Here is a 14,121-nt window from a genome sequence, read left to right on the forward strand (position 1 = left end):
GCAGCATTATGCTGAAAGGAGGCATATACATGAAGCCTGTCGTAATAGAAGATGTGCAAAAAGAGATCAGCCGGCTTGCCGGGAAAAATGTCTTTGTCCACCTCGAAACAACCAATGGGGCGTACGCATCCCATTTCGACGAGTCCTTTTTCTCTGCCGGCGCCTATATCCGCAACGCTTCCCTTAAATATGAACACGGGAAGATCACCGGGGACGGCCCATTCAGAGTCGGTTTGAAAATGGAATTTGGCTGGGTGTATGCAGAGGGCATCACCCATTTTGAAAGTGATGAAATCGGACGCCTGCTGATGGCCGGCCATGATAACAGCGGAAAGCTGGCTGTGGCGCTGCAGATCAGTGAGACTCCGTTTGAATAAAAGTGGAAGGAGAAATAGCTAATGGAAAAGGAAAGACATGTACTCGTCATATTCCCGCACCCTGATGATGAAGCATTTGGCGTGTCAGGCACTATTGCTTCCCATGTCAACAGCGGGACCCCTGTTACATATGCATGCCTGACGCTTGGCCAGATGGGGCGCAATCTGGGGAACCCTCCTTTTGCAACCAGGGAGAGTCTGCCGCTGATCCGCCGCAAAGAATTGAGGGAAGCTGCCCGCGTCCTGGGGATCCAGGATTTGCGGATGCTCGGATATCGTGACAAAACCATTGAATTTGAAGATGAAGAATTACTCGCTGACCATCTCTCCTCCATTGTAGAGGAAGTGAATCCGTCGCTGGTCATCTCATTTTATCCTGGTTACTCGGTCCACCCTGACCATGATGCAACAGGGGCTGCTGTCGTCAGGGCGCTGGAGCGTCTGCCTGAGCAGGACCGGCCGAAGCTTCACTGCGTCGCATTTTCCAATAACTGTGTCGATGAGATTGGCGAAGCGGATGTACTCAATGATGTCAGCGCCGTCGTCGACCAGAAGCTTGCTGCCATTAAAGCACACCTTTCCCAGACGCAGCTGATGGCTGCCCAAACTGAGGAAAAGCTGAAAAATAAAGACCCGCAGGCTACAGCCTGGATCCAGAATGAACGGTTTTGGACATATAAATTTTAAAAGCGGATGCGGCTTTCTTTAGCAGAAGGCACCATATCCATAAAAAAAAAAGAGCCCCCGGGCTCTTTTTTTATTCTTCGTCCCCCTGCAGCATCTGCTTCAGGTAGGAAAGCTGTCGGCCATCTTCTTTTTTGATGATCCTTACGAGCATCGGCTTTGTCAGGGACATGATGAAGCCGGATGTATGGATATTGGCCTCAAGCTCCACCTGCGTCCCTTCATCGATTTCCGTGAATGTATAATTATACGTAACAACCAATCCATTGGAATTGCTTTTTGCCGTATAAGACTTGTCCTGTTCAAATTGGGTATATTCAATCTCGGCCTTAACCTTCTTGCCTCTGATCATCCTTGTTTCAATGAATTTCGCGGATGGCCCGACCGGACCTTCCGTGGCCTTTTCCATCTTGACGACATTCGGCATGATCTCAGGCGCATTGTCCGGGTTTGTGGCATACTGGAAAACTTCTGCTACTGGTCTTCTTATAATGACAGTTGATTTAAAATCAGCCATATTCTGCACCCCGTTTTAAAAATTTGCTGGTACAGAGAACATTATACCTTTTTCAGGGATGGGAGTCAGTGTTAAATTTAAAAAATGAGTGAGTGATTACTCACTTTACAATTCGCGATAAAACAATTACTATATAAGTGAGTAATCACTCATTTTAAAGAAGAGGTGATTTTACCATGAGTAATCACAATCCGCTCGTTTCTATTAAAAATGTCAGCAGGAGATTTGGAAGCCAGGAAGTTCTGTCTGAGCTCAGCCTGGCCATCCGCCAGGGAGAAATCTATGGGCTGCTCGGACCTTCCGGTGCAGGCAAAACCACCCTGATTAAGCAAATTGCCGGACTGGATATCCCCAATGCCGGAGAGATCACTATATTCGGCGAGAAGGTTCCCTCTTTAAGCCTTCTGGAAAGGATCGGCTATATGGCACAATCAGACGCTCTTTACGGCGAACTTACTGCCGCAGAAAATTTATCTTTCTTTGCTTCCTTATATGGCTTGAAGGGCAGCCGCAAAAAAGAGCGGATGCAGGAATCCATGCAGGTTGTCGGATTATCTGAGCACATGGATAAGCTTGTCTCCAACTATTCCGGCGGAATGAAAAGGCGGCTGTCGCTTGCCATCTCCCTTCTTCATGAACCCGAGCTCCTGATTCTTGATGAACCGACGGTCGGAATTGATCCTGTTCTGCGCAAGAGCATCTGGGCCGCCTTTCAGGAGCTGAAGCGGAAAGGGAAAACACTGATCATCACCACTCATGTAATGGATGAGGCAGAAAAATGCGACAGACTCGGACTGCTGCGGGATGGCAGGCTGATTGCTTCTGGCAGCCCGGCAGAATTAAAAGCGGACACAAAGGCAGCTACGATCGAAGAAGCCTTTCTGGCATATGGAGGTGCAGGGGAATGAGACTGTCCGCACTGGCTATCAGGATTTTAAGGCAATTCATCCGCGATAAACGGACAATGGCACTGATGATCCTCGCGCCGATCCTCATCTTAACAATGCTGAATCTCGTCTTTAACGGCGAAGAATATAAACCTGGGATCGGGCTGGCTGGCATTCCGCAAGAATGGTCCGAAAGGCTTGAGTTCCAGGACGCAGACATAACAGAATATGACTCGGCCGGCCAAGCCGAAAAGGACTTAAAGGAAGGAAAGCTGGATGCCTATCTGTTCATGGAGAATGAGAGACCATCAGTCAGGCTTGAAGGAAGCGACCCCGGCGTAAGCCGCGAAGCAGCACAGGAGCTTCAGGAGGCGTTCAGGCTGCTGCAGCCTGGAGATCAGGCGCCCGGCTTAAAGATCAGCCAGCTGCACGGCTCATCGGATATGGGGCAATTCGATTATTTCGGTCCGGTCCTGGTCGGATTTTTCACCTTCTTCTTTGTTTTCCTGATTGCAGGCGTCTCCTTTTTGCGTGAAAGGACTACCGGAACGCTGGAACGGCTGCTGGCCAGTCCTTTGAGGCGCTGGGAGATCGTAGGCGGTTATATTGTTGGCTTCGGCATTTTCACCATGCTCCAGGCAGGCATTATTGCTTCTTTTGCCGTTTATGTGCTGGATATGAGAATGGAAGGTTCTTTCCTTTATGTGCTGGTCACTGTCCTGCTGCTCTCCTTGACAGCTCTTACACTCGGAATCTTTTTATCTGCTTTTGCCAATAACGAGCTCCAGATGATCCAGTTCATCCCGCTTGCGGTCGTGCCGCAGATCTTCTTTTCGGGGCTGTTCAATCTGGAGACGATCTCCGGCTGGCTCAGCTGGATCGGCCCGCTGACACCACTCTATTATGCGGCGAATGCTTTAAGGGATGTAATGGTCCGCGGATATGGCTTCGGGGAGATCTATCCGGATCTTCTTGTCCTGGCAGGTTTCTCCCTTGCCTTTGCGCTGTTCAATGTCCTGGCACTGAAAAGATACCGGAAAATCTAGCTGTTTCTCTTTTTCTCCGGATATGATTATAATGGCTTTATCAGAAACGGTGAAAACCGGTCGTATAAGGAGCATATTATGCCTAAACAAAAGTCCCTGATTGATTATCTATTCGGAGAACAGGCCGGACTGACAGAGAAGCAGCGAAGCATCCTGCTCGCGGCCATTCAAATGTTTTCAGAGAAAGGCTATTCCGCAACGTCGACGAGTGAAATAGCAAAATTGGCAGGTGTGGCGGAGGGCACGATTTTCCGGCACTATAAAACGAAAAAGGATCTTCTGCTCGCCATTATCGAGCCGATCATGAGCGATCTGGCGGCCCCTTACCTTATCCAGGATATTGAGCAGGTGCTGAAGCAGCGGCCGATCCGCTATGAGGATTTCCTGCGTTCCCTGCTCGACAACCGGATTGCCTTTTTGAAGAAAAACCTGCCGATTGTCAAAATACTGATACAGGAAATTCCCTTTCATCCTGATTTGAAGAAAAGATTTATTGAACAGATTGCCGAAAAAGTTTTTCTGCAGTTCGCAAAAATTGTGGAATATTATCAGGAACAGGGCCAGATCATATCCGGCATTCCGCCTCAAAGCATCGTACGGATGACCTTCAGCGCTTTGATCGGCCACGTCGGTATCCGCTATTTGTTCCTGCCCGAGGCGCAATGGGATGATGAAGCTGAAGTGGAGCGGACCATCCGCTTTGTCATGAACGGGATTACGCCCGGATCTTGAAAGCTGCCAAAGAGGCAGGGCTCAGTGAGCCCTGCCTCTTTTCTATTCTGAAACACTGATTTTATACAGCTTATCATCGCCCGGCCCCGGGTTGCCGCGGCCATCCGTATTATTGCTGGCAAAATACAGGATATCATCGGAGAGCAGCACATCCCTGACCCTTCCGGCACCGATGATGAGTTCCTTTCGCTCTCCTGTTTCCAGGTTGAATTCAAGAACTGCAGTCCCCCTCAGGGCAGCGGCGTACAGCTTCCCGTCCTTTATGGCTATTCCGGAGGGAGCCCAGGTATTGTCTTCCCCGGAGGTGAAGAGCGGCGCTTCCATTCCTTCCTTCTCTTCCGTGCCCTGGATGACAGGCCAGCCATAATTCTTCCCGGCTTCAATCCGGTTGATTTCATCATTGGCGGAAGGCCCATGCTCAGAGGCATACAGGCTGCCGTCTTCAGCCCAGGCCAGGCCCTGCGGATTGCGGTGCCCGTAGCTGTACACATAAGAACCGGCAAATGGATTATCTTCAGGAACCGTTCCATCGGGATTCATCCTCAGGATTTTTCCGCCGAGGGAATCGAGGTCCTGGGCGATTTCGGGATCGGCAGCCGCATCGCCTGCTGTTGCGTAAAGCTTGCCGTCGGGCCCGATTTTCAGCCGGCCGCCATGATGGTACTGGCCGCTTGGAATTCCATCGAGCAGCAGCCTTGTTTCCTCCCATGTACCATCCGTCTGCTTCAGGACAGCGATCCGGTTCTGCTGGACGGCCCCTTCCTCATAGGTATAATACGCAAAAGCTTCTCCTGAGCTTTCAAAATCCGGGGAAAGGACAAAGCCGAGCAGGCCGGCCTCTGAAGCCTGTGAGAGTTTCTTTTTCAAGCGGACCTCCTGCCTCTGCATGCTGCCTTCTTCTGCTTTTACAATGCTCCCTGTCCTTTCGGTCATATAAAAAGTGCTGCCTGCCTGGTCAATCGACCACGGGGTCTTCAGATCGGCTGCAATTTCTTCCGCCTCCGGAACGGCTGAAGCCGCCTCCTCGCTTTCCTGCTGCCGCGGCTCTGTCTCATTCGATTTTTCTTCTGCCGAGCAGCCAGCCGTTGCCAGCAGACCGAGCAGCATGAATAGGGCTGACTTTTTCACAGTATCTCCGCCTTTCAGATAAAGGTTTCAAAACGTCCAAAAAACAGGCCTGCCCGTTCCGTCATTTTCCTATGCCTCAATGGCATCCAGGATTGCTTTCGCAACTCCGCTTTCTTCATTGGTGAGCGTAACAAAGTCGCACTGTGCCTTGATGATGTCATCGGCATTGCCCATGGCGACTGATCTGCCCACGCGTTTGAACATAGAAAGATCGTTATAGTTATCGCCTATTGCCATTGCATCCTGGATGCCTGTCCCGCTTTTTTCAAGGAAAACTTCAAGCGCAACGCCCTTTTGGGCCTGCTTGCTTGTCAGCTCCAGGTTTTCCTCACCGGAAGAGCTGATGACGAGTCCTTCGTCTTCAAGCGGCAAAAGGGCTTCCTTTGCCGCTGCAAGCCTTCCAGCGTCGAATGAGAAAGCAAGGAGCTTGTAAATTTGATGCTCTGTATCATCAAAAAGGATATCGTAGCTGTCGACCTTTTGGACAAGCCCTTTTGTAAACCTTTCCTCTGCCGCCTTCATGACTTCATCTACATCAGCTTCAGGGTTTCCGCTCATGAAAATATCGACAATGATGGAAACGCCTTTATCGGCATCAATCGTGTAAGTGCCTTTGTTTGTGTACACTTCGAAATATACGCCGTTTTGCAGGAGTGCCATGCCCGCTGTCCTTGCCGTCGACTTGTCGAGCGGATTGCTGGCTATGACTTCTTTATCGATGGACCTTACTTCGGCCCCATTCACACAGATCATCGGGCAGCGTATTCCTGCTTCTTCGAGGACGAAGTTTGCTTCGAAATAGGATCTCCCTGTGGCGATGACAACCTCTACCCCTTCTGCCTGTGCCTTTTGGATCGCTTTTTTGTTTTCTTCTGTAATCTGCTGGGTTGCGGTCAGCAGTGTCCCGTCCATATCAATCGCGATGCATTTCACCATGATTTTTTCACCTACTAATTGTTTTTTCAATCTATGTAGCATTCTATCAGTTTTTCCTTCTTACTTTAAATATTTGCTACCTTCCCGGATGCTCAAGGGTGCCAGCGAAGTGCTGCTGATGAAGCTTCCGACTGACTCCGGATTTGTCTTGCTATACTCCCTCAATGCCCAGCCGATCGCTTTTTGGATGAAAAATTCCTTGCTGCCGGCGTTTTGGCTGATGAATTCATACAAGATATCTTCTCTTGTATTTTGCTTGTACCGGAGCTGGAAAATGATGCTTGTCCTTCTCAGCCACAGATCGCTCCCAAAGGCCCAGCCTCTCACCGTCTTCTCAATATCTTCCGGATGATCGGATGCTAGGCGGCCGACCGGATGTGCCGCCAGTGTATCAACAGTATCCCACCAGGATTTCTCTGTAATCAATTTCTCCATAAAAAGCATTTCTTCTTTAACAAGCTTCTTTAAGGAGCTTGTTATATAATCACAGGCTGCATACTGATATTCCCTTTCTTCCTTCTTCCACAGCTTCGAAACCAGCTCATGCTGAAAGGGCTCCTTCAGGATTCCGGTGTCTGCAAAAAACTCCTTTGTCAGTTTCCTTCGCTCCGGCGTCCTGATTCCCAGAAACGGGAAATTGCCTTTCATATATCTCTCCATCGGCACTGCCTGCCCGGGATTTCTGTGCAGTTCGAATTTTTCTTCCAGCTGTTTGAGATCCATTTCATTCAACTCCCATTCTGACTTTTTGCTAAATAGGTTACTAACTTGCTTAATCGGGTATATATATACGTGAGGCACACTGAGGGCGGCGAAATCCCTGCTTTTCCGCCAAATATACTTGGATATTGCCATTTTCAGCCATTGATGGCGTTTTCGCCAGCCTTTTATACATGTTAAGGTTAAATATAGAGAAAAAACAGGGGGTATTCTATGAATGAACAGCAAGATAAGTCATTAAACAGTGTTTTTTGGGTCTCTGCTTCTGTGATCCTTCTGCTTGTCCTCACAGGCGTCTTCCTGCCTGATATTTTTTCAGGGGCCGCACAGAAAGCCTTCGATTTTACTACATATGCCTTTGGCTGGTTCTACCTGCTATCGGTACTCCTCTTTGTGTTATTCTGCCTATTCCTGGCCATCAGCAAATATGGCCGCATCCGGCTTGGCGGAAATGATGAAAGGCCGGAATATTCCTTTTTCACATGGGTTGGCATGCTTTTCAGCGCCGGATTCGGCATAGGGCTTGTTTTCTGGGGAATCGCCGAGCCGATGAGCCATTACTTCTCTCCTCCCATTGCTGATATGGAAGGGCTCACTCCTGAAGCTGCAAGGACTGCAATGGGCTATTCCTTCTTCCATTGGGGCATAAGCCAATGGTCTGTGTTCACGATTGTCGGACTGGCCGTCGGCTATTTCCAATTCCGCAAAAAGCAGGATGGGCTTGTTTCCACCACGCTCAAGCCGATCATCAGTGTAAAAAAAGAGCGGACAGGCCTCAGGAAATTCATTGATATCCTGGCTGTCATCGCCACTGTGCTGGGGGTGGCCACGTCTCTCGGGCTTGGAATCCTGCAGATTAACGGCGGCTTGAATGCAGCCTTTGGGATTACAAACAGCCCGTGGGTGCAGATTATCATCATCGTTGTTTTGACTGTCCTTTTCCTATTGTCGTCTACGACCGGATTGGATAAGGGAATCAAATATTTGAGCAATCTGAACCTTTCCCTTGCCCTGATCATCATGCTTTTTGTATTCATTGCCGGCCCGACCGTATTCATCCTGAATACATTCACACAGGGCGTTGGCGATTATATTACCAATTTCATCAATTGGAGCCTGCGCCTGACCCCTTATAAAGGCGGGACATGGGTGCGTGACTGGACGATTTTCTATTGGGCATGGGCAATCGCCTGGTCACCATTCGTCGGTGCATTCATCGCCCGGGTATCAAGGGGCCGTACCATCAGGGAATTTGTTGTCGGCGTGCTGATCATCCCGCCGGTGATCGCACTCTTATGGACTGCCGTTTTTGGCGGTACTGCCCTGCATTTTGACCTGTTCAAAGGGACAAGCATTGCAGAAGCCGTCAATGCAGATGTCACGAGCGCCTTGTTTACTACCTACGGGGAACTGCCGCTTACATTCATCGTGTCGCTGCTGTCGATTCTGCTGATTTTTACGTTCCTCATCACCTCAGCAGATTCAGCGACCTATATTCTTGGCAGCATGACCTCAAAGGGTTCGCTGATGCCTCCCCTCGGTGTGCGCATCGTCTGGGGCATCCTGATCGGTGCGATTGCGGCCGTCCTCCTGCTCAGCAGCGGATTGGAGGGACTGCAGACCGCCTCGCTTGTCGCAGCCCTGCCGTTCACCATCATTCTTGTCTTTATGTGCGTTTCTCTCCTCAAATCATTGAGGAAGGAACCGCCGGTGCCAAGGGAAAAGAAATAAACAGCAAAACTCCCGTGTATAAGCGGGAGTTTTTTCTATTGGGAAAGACCCTGTCCTATGCATCTTCAGCTTTCCTGTGGATATTAAGGTTATTTCTAAATTCCATTCCAATTTCCCTCCTGACTTTGAATCATATTTAAAAGCATGTGAAATTGCAGTCCAGTAAAGAATCTATACAATATTCTTTTTATAAAAGGAACTTGAAGCACCGATAGAGAACGTTAATTAGAGCAGCTCATTAATGAACAGGAGGATGAGGAATAATGAAGAACAAAGACGCATTATTTATGTTTTCCTTGCCCGGTTATGCCCCGGAAATCGGCCGCTGGCTGTGGTGCCTGGAGGACGTCCGCCATAATTTGGCCACCAGGCTGGCGGGGACGCCGCAAAGCGGGCTGGATTATAAACCAGCAAACGGACATACAATCGGAACTCTTCTATATCATATAGCTTTCGTCGAGGCTGGCTGGCTTTATGGGGAAGTGATAGGTTCTGAAGAGCTGCCTCCCGAAATCAGCGCTTTATTTCCTGCAGAAGGCTGGACTGAAGGAAAGCTGACCCCATTTAAGGGAGAAAGTTTAGAAGAGCATCTCACACGGCTCAGGACTGTCCGGGAGGCCCTGCTAACACATTTTCAGACCATGACAGCGGAAGACTGGCGAACTCCCCGGGCACTTGAGGAGTATGACGTCACACCAGAATGGGTCATCTATCACCTGATTGAACATGAAGCACATCATAGAGGGCAGATTTTTCAATTGCATAGTGAGCTGGTGCCCAATTATAAATAATGAAAGCAGCCATAAAGGCTGCCTTCGAGCTATCAGCTGTGATAGATAATTTGATCGATGATCCCGTATTCCTTCGCTTCCTCCGCGCTCATGAAATAATCGCGGTCTGAATCCCGGGCCACTTTGTCGACAGGCTGGCCTGTTCGTTCCGAGATGATTTCGTTGATATGCTCCCGGAGCTTTAATATGCGTTTGGCGGATATTTCAATTTCAGTCGCCTGCCCCCTGGCCCCGCCGAGCGGCTGATGGATCATCACTTCACTGTTCGGCAGGCTGTAGCGCTTGCCTTTGGTGCCGGCGAGCAGGAGCATTGCGCCGAAGGAAGCTGCCATCCCTGTGCAGATCGTCCTGACATCAGGCTTGATGTATTGAATGGTATCATAAATCGCGAAGCCGGCTGTGGTTGAGCCGCCCGGACTGTTGATATAGAGGGAAATGTCCTTGTCAGGCGCGTCTGCTGCAAGAAACAGCAGCTGGGCAATCACGCTGTTTGCCATGCTGTCATTAATTTCTTCGCCAATCATGATGATCCGGTCTTTCAGAAGCCGTGAATAGATATCATAGGAGCGCTCGCCCCTGCTCGACTGTTCGATTACATAAGGTATGGCCGTCATATTCTTTCCTCCCTTTTGTGCGGTCTATGCCGCCATAGAGAGTGTGCATTGCGGAGGAGTCTGCCTGTGCCGGCACGGTTTTGGCACGGCATGGACAGACAGGCTTTTCAGGGACGGCAGCATAGGGATCGCCCTGAGCAGGCAGCCTGGATCTTCTTCTTGAAGAGACCTGATTAAAAGCCTGGCAACGGCGGCAGACTCTTCACTCCCGGAGTCCGGACTTTCTGTATGCGCTGCTGTCTGCAGCTGCCTGCGCGCCCGGCTCAAGGCCGACTTTACGGCAAATTCGGTTGTCTGCATCAGCCCGGCTATTTCCTTAGAGGTATATTGGAATCCCTCCTTCAGCACAAAAATGACTGCTTGTTTTAAGGTCAGGCACTTCATCAGCTTCTCGATCGATTCACTGCCTTCTGGGGGCTTCCCTTCGTCACGGACGGGCTCAGGAGCTTCTTCCAGCCTCTCTCTCTTCCGCTTGCGCGTCATGTCCACCCAGCAGTTATAGGCAATCTTCTTCAAAAGTGCCTGGCTGACCTGCTCAGGCTCGTAGCTGCCGGCCGCCCGGAGGAAAGCCTCCTGTGCCAGGTCATCCCCATCCCAGCTGTTCTGCGCCAGAAATCGGCTATAGCGCTGGAGGGCGGGATACACATCATCCGCCTTCTCAGACAGCCGCTGCCTCCCGTCTGCCATTCCCTGCTTCATCACCATAGCTGTTCACTCCTTTTACACATCTCTGCCCCTTAAACGGATCAGGGGGGAGAAAGGATACGGCTGTTTAAATTTATTTTATTCAGCTGCATGAATATGTTCTCTTATAGAGTATTCTTCAGGAAGCCGGCCCAAACCTTCCCGGTTTATTTTCCCACTGTGAAAAACTGGCCAAGGCACAGCTCCCCGTCCTCAGCTTTTTCCACTTCCTCATAAGGAAACCCGTTCCTGCTGAATACCTTTTTCCAGAAACTCACTGCTCTCTTGTTTTCCGCAAGCTGCTCAACATAGTAAGTCCCTTTATGCTTCTGAAACAATACATCGAGGGCCTCCTCCGCAAATCCTTTTCCCCTGTAACGATGAAAAAGGAACATATCATTGATGCAGTAATCAGCCTTTTTTAAAAACGGCTTTTCCAGAAACAGCAGAAAGCCGGCCAGCTCTTCCCCGGCTTCAATAAGCTGAACCGTTATGCCTGGTGTATCCCAAAGCACATCGAACGAGTCGAACTCAAATGTCCCTAGCCGATTCGGCATAAGGGAGGGGGAATATTGAGACAAATCATGGAGGTAAAAGCTGTAAAGGTTTTGTACTATTTCCTTTTTTGAAGCATCTGCTGCGGCTAAAGTAATACTCATTAATGTTCTCCTCTTTTTTGTCAGATTATTAAAATAATATAAGGTTCCTGGAGTTTCAGCAAGATATATCCATAAAAAAAACCGGGCCAGCCAGCCCGGCAGCTTTTCTTATGAACTTACCATCGTCCCGCCGTTGATGTGGAGCACCTGCCCGCTCATATAGCGGGAGTCATCGGAGGCGAGGTAAACATAGCCCGGCGCCAGCTCGAACGGCTGGCCGGCCCTTTTCATCGGCGTATCTGTGCCGAATTCTGATACCTTCTTCGCAGAGAAGCTGGCCGGAATGAGCGGTGTCCAGATAGGACCGGGCGCTATGGCATTCACCCGTATCCCTTTTTTCTCAAGCGACAATGATAAGGATCTGGTAAACGTTACTATCGCGCCCTTTGTCGAGGAATAATCAATCAGGTCTTTATGGCCTTCATAGGCCGTGACGGACGCTGTATTGATGATGGAGCCCCCTGCCTTCATATGGGGAAGAACGGCTTTTGTTAAGTAGAAAAACGCGAAAATATTGGTTTCAAAGGTATCGAAGAGCTGTTCCCTTGTGATATCGAGAATGCTTTTCTGCACAAATTGGACACCGTGGTTATTGACGAGGATATCAATTTTGCCGAAATGCCGAAGCGATTGTTCGACAATTTCCTGGGAAAAGTTCTCCCTCCTCATGTCGCCGGCTATAAAAAGACTTTCCCCGCCAAGCTCCCGGATCCTTTCCTGCGTTTCCCGGGCATCTTGATGCTCATTCAGGTAGACAATGACAACTTTGGCGCCTTCCTTTACAAACGCATAGGCCGCCGCACGGCCAATCCCGCTGTCGCCGCCGGTGATGATGGCCACTTTGCCCTTCAGCTTGCCCGATCCCCGATAGTCCGGGTCTTCAGATATCGGCCTTGGCACCATTTTATATTCCAGGCCTGGCTGTACATCCTGATGCTGCGGCGGGAAAGACAGCGGCTTTTTTTTGCATTCCTCTTTTTTTCCGTAATAAGGATAAACCGGATACATGCTCACCACTCCTGTTCATAGGCATATGACTATCCAGTGTATTCGGTAGATGCCCACTTGGTGAAAAGAGAGGATTCTGGAGCAAAAGAAGGAAAAATTAGAATATTAAAGAAACTATATAGGTATTGTTTTTATAAAGGGGGAATTTATATGAAAGCTGTCGTATCACTTTTTAACCGGATCATGCAGCGCTATCTGCCGGATCCATTCCTGTTTGTGGTGATCCTGACCTTCGCTGTTTTCGGTCTTGGGCTCATCTTCACAGACAGCAGCCCGTACCAGATGGTCCAGTTCTGGGGAGGCGGATTCTGGGGGCTTCTGACTTTCTCGATGCAGATGGTGCTTGTGCTGGTGACAGGCCATGTGCTGGCAAGCAGCAAAATCTTTAAAAAGGGTCTTGGTTCATTGGCCGGCCTTGCAAAATCACCCGGGCAGGCCATCATCCTTGTCACCGTCATCTCGATGCTCGCGAGCTTGATCAACTGGGGATTCGGCCTTGTCATCGGCGCTCTCTTTGCCAAAGAGCTGGCGAAAAAGGTCAAAAATGTAGATTACCGGCTCCTGATTGCAAGCGCATACACAGGCTTTATCGTCTGGCATGGAGGCATTTCGGGTTCGATTCCGCTGACGATTGCAACAGCCGGGCATTTCTCGGAGGATCTCATTGGCATCATCCCGACAGACCAGACCATTTTTGCTTTTTTTAATATTGCTATTATCATAGGCATTTTCGTCATTATGCCGATTGTGAACAGGATGATGATGCCGTCCATGGAAGATACCGTCGCAGTTGATCCCGCTCTGCTTGAGGAGGATCAGCCGGCCGCGGCCGTTGAACAGGCTGCCCTTACGCCGGCAGACCGGCTTGAGAACAGCAAAATCCTTTCCATGCTGATCGGCCTTTTTGGACTTGTGTTCTTATTCTATTATTTTGCCACAAACGGCTTTAAGCTCAATCTTGATATCGTCAACTTCCTGTTCCTGTTCCTGGGCATCCTGTTCCACGGGACTCCAAAGCAGTTCCTGAACGCGACGGTCAATGCCGTGAAAGGAGCCAGCGGCATCATCATCCAGTTCCCGTTTTATGCCGGGATCATGGGGATGATGACGACTTCCGGGCTTGCGGCTGTGATGTCAGAGGCATTCGTGTCCATTTCCAATGATTTCACCTTCCCATTCTTCGCCTTTCTTTCCGCCGGCCTGGTCAATTTCTTTGTCCCGTCAGGAGGCGGCCAGTGGGCCGTGCAGGCGCCGGTCATGCTGGAAGCAGCACAGACGCTCGGTGTTTCGATACCGAAGACGGCCATGGCAGTCGCCTGGGGCGATGCCTGGACCAATCTGATCCAGCCATTCTGGGCACTTCCCGCCCTCGCCATTGCCGGGCTGAAGGCCAAGGATATTATGGGTTATTGCGTGCTCGCTTTATTTGTAAGCGGCGTCATCATTTCGCTGGGGATGCTGTTTCTATAAGACTTCCGAAAACCCGCTCCGGCGGGTTTTTTTCATGCGGCTGTTCCCTGCTTATGGCCGGGTCTGCGGATTGGATATAATAGACTTAAGCAATTTTTTATAAAAACCGCTTGCATCTCACGCAGCGTGAGGTTTTA

The 14,121-nt window shown here is 49.8% G+C and carries 16 protein-coding genes; 8 read left to right on the forward strand and 8 right to left on the reverse strand.

Annotated elements, in window-relative coordinates; translation table 11 throughout:
• Positions 1-29: 29 nt before the first annotated feature.
• Positions 30-377, forward strand: a complete 348-nt coding sequence (locus AC4E8B_RS23415; protein ID WP_490215931.1) for a YojF family protein — start codon at positions 30-32, stop codon at positions 375-377.
• 21 nt (positions 378-398) lie between these two features.
• Positions 399-1,064, forward strand: coding sequence for a bacillithiol biosynthesis deacetylase BshB2 (gene bshB2 / locus AC4E8B_RS23420; RefSeq protein ID WP_490215933.1), 666 nt, complete (start codon positions 399-401; stop codon positions 1,062-1,064).
• Between the two features lie 70 nt (positions 1,065-1,134).
• Here the strand turns inward: bshB2 and AC4E8B_RS23425 are convergent, their stop codons facing one another.
• Positions 1,135-1,578 (reverse strand): SRPBCC family protein, encoded by a 444-nt coding sequence (locus AC4E8B_RS23425; protein ID WP_490215935.1) that lies wholly within the window; start codon positions 1,576-1,578, stop codon positions 1,135-1,137.
• Positions 1,579-1,754: 176 nt separating this feature from the next.
• On the opposite strand from AC4E8B_RS23425, the gene AC4E8B_RS23430 reads away from it, so the two are divergent.
• From AC4E8B_RS23430 to AC4E8B_RS23440, 3 genes are all read left to right on the forward strand, one after another.
• Entirely contained in the window at positions 1,755-2,486 is a 732-nt protein-coding gene (locus tag AC4E8B_RS23430) for an ABC transporter ATP-binding protein (protein ID WP_490215936.1), read from the forward strand.
• Positions 2,483-3,511 carry an ABC transporter permease gene (locus AC4E8B_RS23435; RefSeq protein WP_490215937.1) on the forward strand — a complete coding sequence of 343 codons (1,029 nt, stop codon included), beginning with the start codon at positions 2,483-2,485 and terminating at the stop codon, positions 3,509-3,511. The genes AC4E8B_RS23430 and AC4E8B_RS23435 overlap by 4 nt, the downstream gene beginning before the upstream one ends.
• Positions 3,512-3,589: 78 nt before the next feature.
• Positions 3,590-4,243, forward strand: a complete 654-nt coding sequence (locus tag AC4E8B_RS23440; RefSeq protein ID WP_490215939.1) for a TetR/AcrR family transcriptional regulator — start codon at positions 3,590-3,592, stop codon at positions 4,241-4,243.
• A gap of 42 nt (positions 4,244-4,285) precedes the next feature.
• Here the strand turns inward: AC4E8B_RS23440 and AC4E8B_RS23445 are convergent, their stop codons facing one another.
• The 3 genes from AC4E8B_RS23445 to AC4E8B_RS23455 form a co-directional block, all read right to left on the reverse strand.
• Positions 4,286-5,371, reverse strand: coding sequence for a PQQ-dependent sugar dehydrogenase (locus tag AC4E8B_RS23445; protein ID WP_490215941.1), 1,086 nt, complete (start codon positions 5,369-5,371; stop codon positions 4,286-4,288).
• 69 nt (positions 5,372-5,440) lie between these two features.
• Positions 5,441-6,307: an HAD family hydrolase gene (locus tag AC4E8B_RS23450; RefSeq protein ID WP_490219863.1), complete on the reverse strand. Its 867-nt coding sequence runs from the start codon at positions 6,305-6,307 to the stop codon at positions 5,441-5,443.
• 60 nt (positions 6,308-6,367) lie between these two features.
• Entirely contained in the window at positions 6,368-7,030 is a 663-nt protein-coding gene (locus AC4E8B_RS23455) for a DNA alkylation repair protein (RefSeq protein ID WP_490215943.1), read from the reverse strand.
• Positions 7,031-7,240: 210 nt separating this feature from the next.
• Here AC4E8B_RS23455 and AC4E8B_RS23460 point away from each other — a divergent pair, with 210 nt between their 5' ends.
• Both AC4E8B_RS23460 and AC4E8B_RS23465 read left to right on the forward strand, forming a co-directional pair.
• Entirely contained in the window at positions 7,241-8,758 is a 1,518-nt protein-coding gene (locus tag AC4E8B_RS23460; protein ID WP_490215945.1) for a glycine betaine uptake BCCT transporter, read from the forward strand.
• 263 nt (positions 8,759-9,021) lie between these two features.
• Positions 9,022-9,549, forward strand: coding sequence for a DinB family protein (locus tag AC4E8B_RS23465; RefSeq protein ID WP_490215947.1), 528 nt, complete (start codon positions 9,022-9,024; stop codon positions 9,547-9,549).
• 32 nt (positions 9,550-9,581) lie between these two features.
• On the opposite strand, the gene clpP is transcribed toward AC4E8B_RS23465, so the two are convergent.
• From clpP to AC4E8B_RS23485, 4 genes are all read right to left on the reverse strand, one after another.
• Positions 9,582-10,163 carry an ATP-dependent Clp endopeptidase proteolytic subunit ClpP gene (clpP, locus tag AC4E8B_RS23470; protein ID WP_490215949.1) on the reverse strand — a complete coding sequence of 194 codons (582 nt, stop codon included), beginning with the start codon at positions 10,161-10,163 and terminating at the stop codon, positions 9,582-9,584.
• 24 nt (positions 10,164-10,187) lie between these two features.
• On the reverse strand, positions 10,188-10,868 hold the full coding sequence (locus AC4E8B_RS23475) for a sigma-70 family RNA polymerase sigma factor (RefSeq protein WP_490215950.1): 681 nt from the start codon (positions 10,866-10,868) through the stop codon (positions 10,188-10,190).
• Between the two features lie 146 nt (positions 10,869-11,014).
• The gene (locus tag AC4E8B_RS23480) at positions 11,015-11,506 is read right to left on the reverse strand and encodes a GNAT family N-acetyltransferase (RefSeq protein ID WP_490215951.1); all 492 of its coding nucleotides are present in this window, start codon (positions 11,504-11,506) and stop codon (positions 11,015-11,017) included.
• A 108-nt stretch (positions 11,507-11,614) separates the two neighbouring features.
• Positions 11,615-12,514 (reverse strand): SDR family oxidoreductase, encoded by a 900-nt coding sequence (locus tag AC4E8B_RS23485; protein WP_490215952.1) that lies wholly within the window; start codon positions 12,512-12,514, stop codon positions 11,615-11,617.
• Positions 12,515-12,664: 150 nt separating this feature from the next.
• Here AC4E8B_RS23485 and AC4E8B_RS23490 point away from each other — a divergent pair, with 150 nt between their 5' ends.
• Positions 12,665-13,984, forward strand: coding sequence for a short-chain fatty acid transporter (locus AC4E8B_RS23490; protein ID WP_490215953.1), 1,320 nt, complete (start codon positions 12,665-12,667; stop codon positions 13,982-13,984).
• Positions 13,985-14,121 lie beyond the last annotated feature (137 nt).

It is taken from the genome of Bacillus sp. SRL543 (assembly GCF_984799205.1).

Bases quoted from the DNA above. Each gene is read 5' to 3' on its own strand.
- AC4E8B_RS23490 (WP_490215953.1), top strand. From the start codon at position 12,665: ATGAAAGCTGTCGTATCACTTTTTAACCGGATCATGCAGCGCTATCTG.
- AC4E8B_RS23450 (WP_490219863.1), bottom strand. From the start codon at position 6,307: ATGGTGAAATGCATCGCGATTGATATGGACGGGACACTGCTGACCGCA.
- AC4E8B_RS23480 (WP_490215951.1), bottom strand. From the start codon at position 11,506: ATGAGTATTACTTTAGCCGCAGCAGATGCTTCAAAAAAGGAAATAGTA.
- AC4E8B_RS23485 (WP_490215952.1), bottom strand. From the start codon at position 12,514: ATGTATCCGGTTTATCCTTATTACGGAAAAAAAGAGGAATGCAAAAAA.
- clpP (WP_490215949.1), bottom strand. From the start codon at position 10,163: ATGACGGCCATACCTTATGTAATCGAACAGTCGAGCAGGGGCGAGCGC.
- AC4E8B_RS23430 (WP_490215936.1), top strand. From the start codon at position 1,755: ATGAGTAATCACAATCCGCTCGTTTCTATTAAAAATGTCAGCAGGAGA.
- AC4E8B_RS23415 (WP_490215931.1), top strand. From the start codon at position 30: ATGAAGCCTGTCGTAATAGAAGATGTGCAAAAAGAGATCAGCCGGCTT.
- AC4E8B_RS23455 (WP_490215943.1), bottom strand. From the start codon at position 7,030: ATGGATCTCAAACAGCTGGAAGAAAAATTCGAACTGCACAGAAATCCC.
- AC4E8B_RS23460 (WP_490215945.1), top strand. From the start codon at position 7,241: ATGAATGAACAGCAAGATAAGTCATTAAACAGTGTTTTTTGGGTCTCT.
- AC4E8B_RS23435 (WP_490215937.1), top strand. From the start codon at position 2,483: ATGAGACTGTCCGCACTGGCTATCAGGATTTTAAGGCAATTCATCCGC.
- AC4E8B_RS23475 (WP_490215950.1), bottom strand. From the start codon at position 10,868: ATGGTGATGAAGCAGGGAATGGCAGACGGGAGGCAGCGGCTGTCTGAG.
- AC4E8B_RS23465 (WP_490215947.1), top strand. From the start codon at position 9,022: ATGAAGAACAAAGACGCATTATTTATGTTTTCCTTGCCCGGTTATGCC.
- AC4E8B_RS23440 (WP_490215939.1), top strand. From the start codon at position 3,590: ATGCCTAAACAAAAGTCCCTGATTGATTATCTATTCGGAGAACAGGCC.
- bshB2 (WP_490215933.1), top strand. From the start codon at position 399: ATGGAAAAGGAAAGACATGTACTCGTCATATTCCCGCACCCTGATGAT.
- AC4E8B_RS23425 (WP_490215935.1), bottom strand. From the start codon at position 1,578: ATGGCTGATTTTAAATCAACTGTCATTATAAGAAGACCAGTAGCAGAA.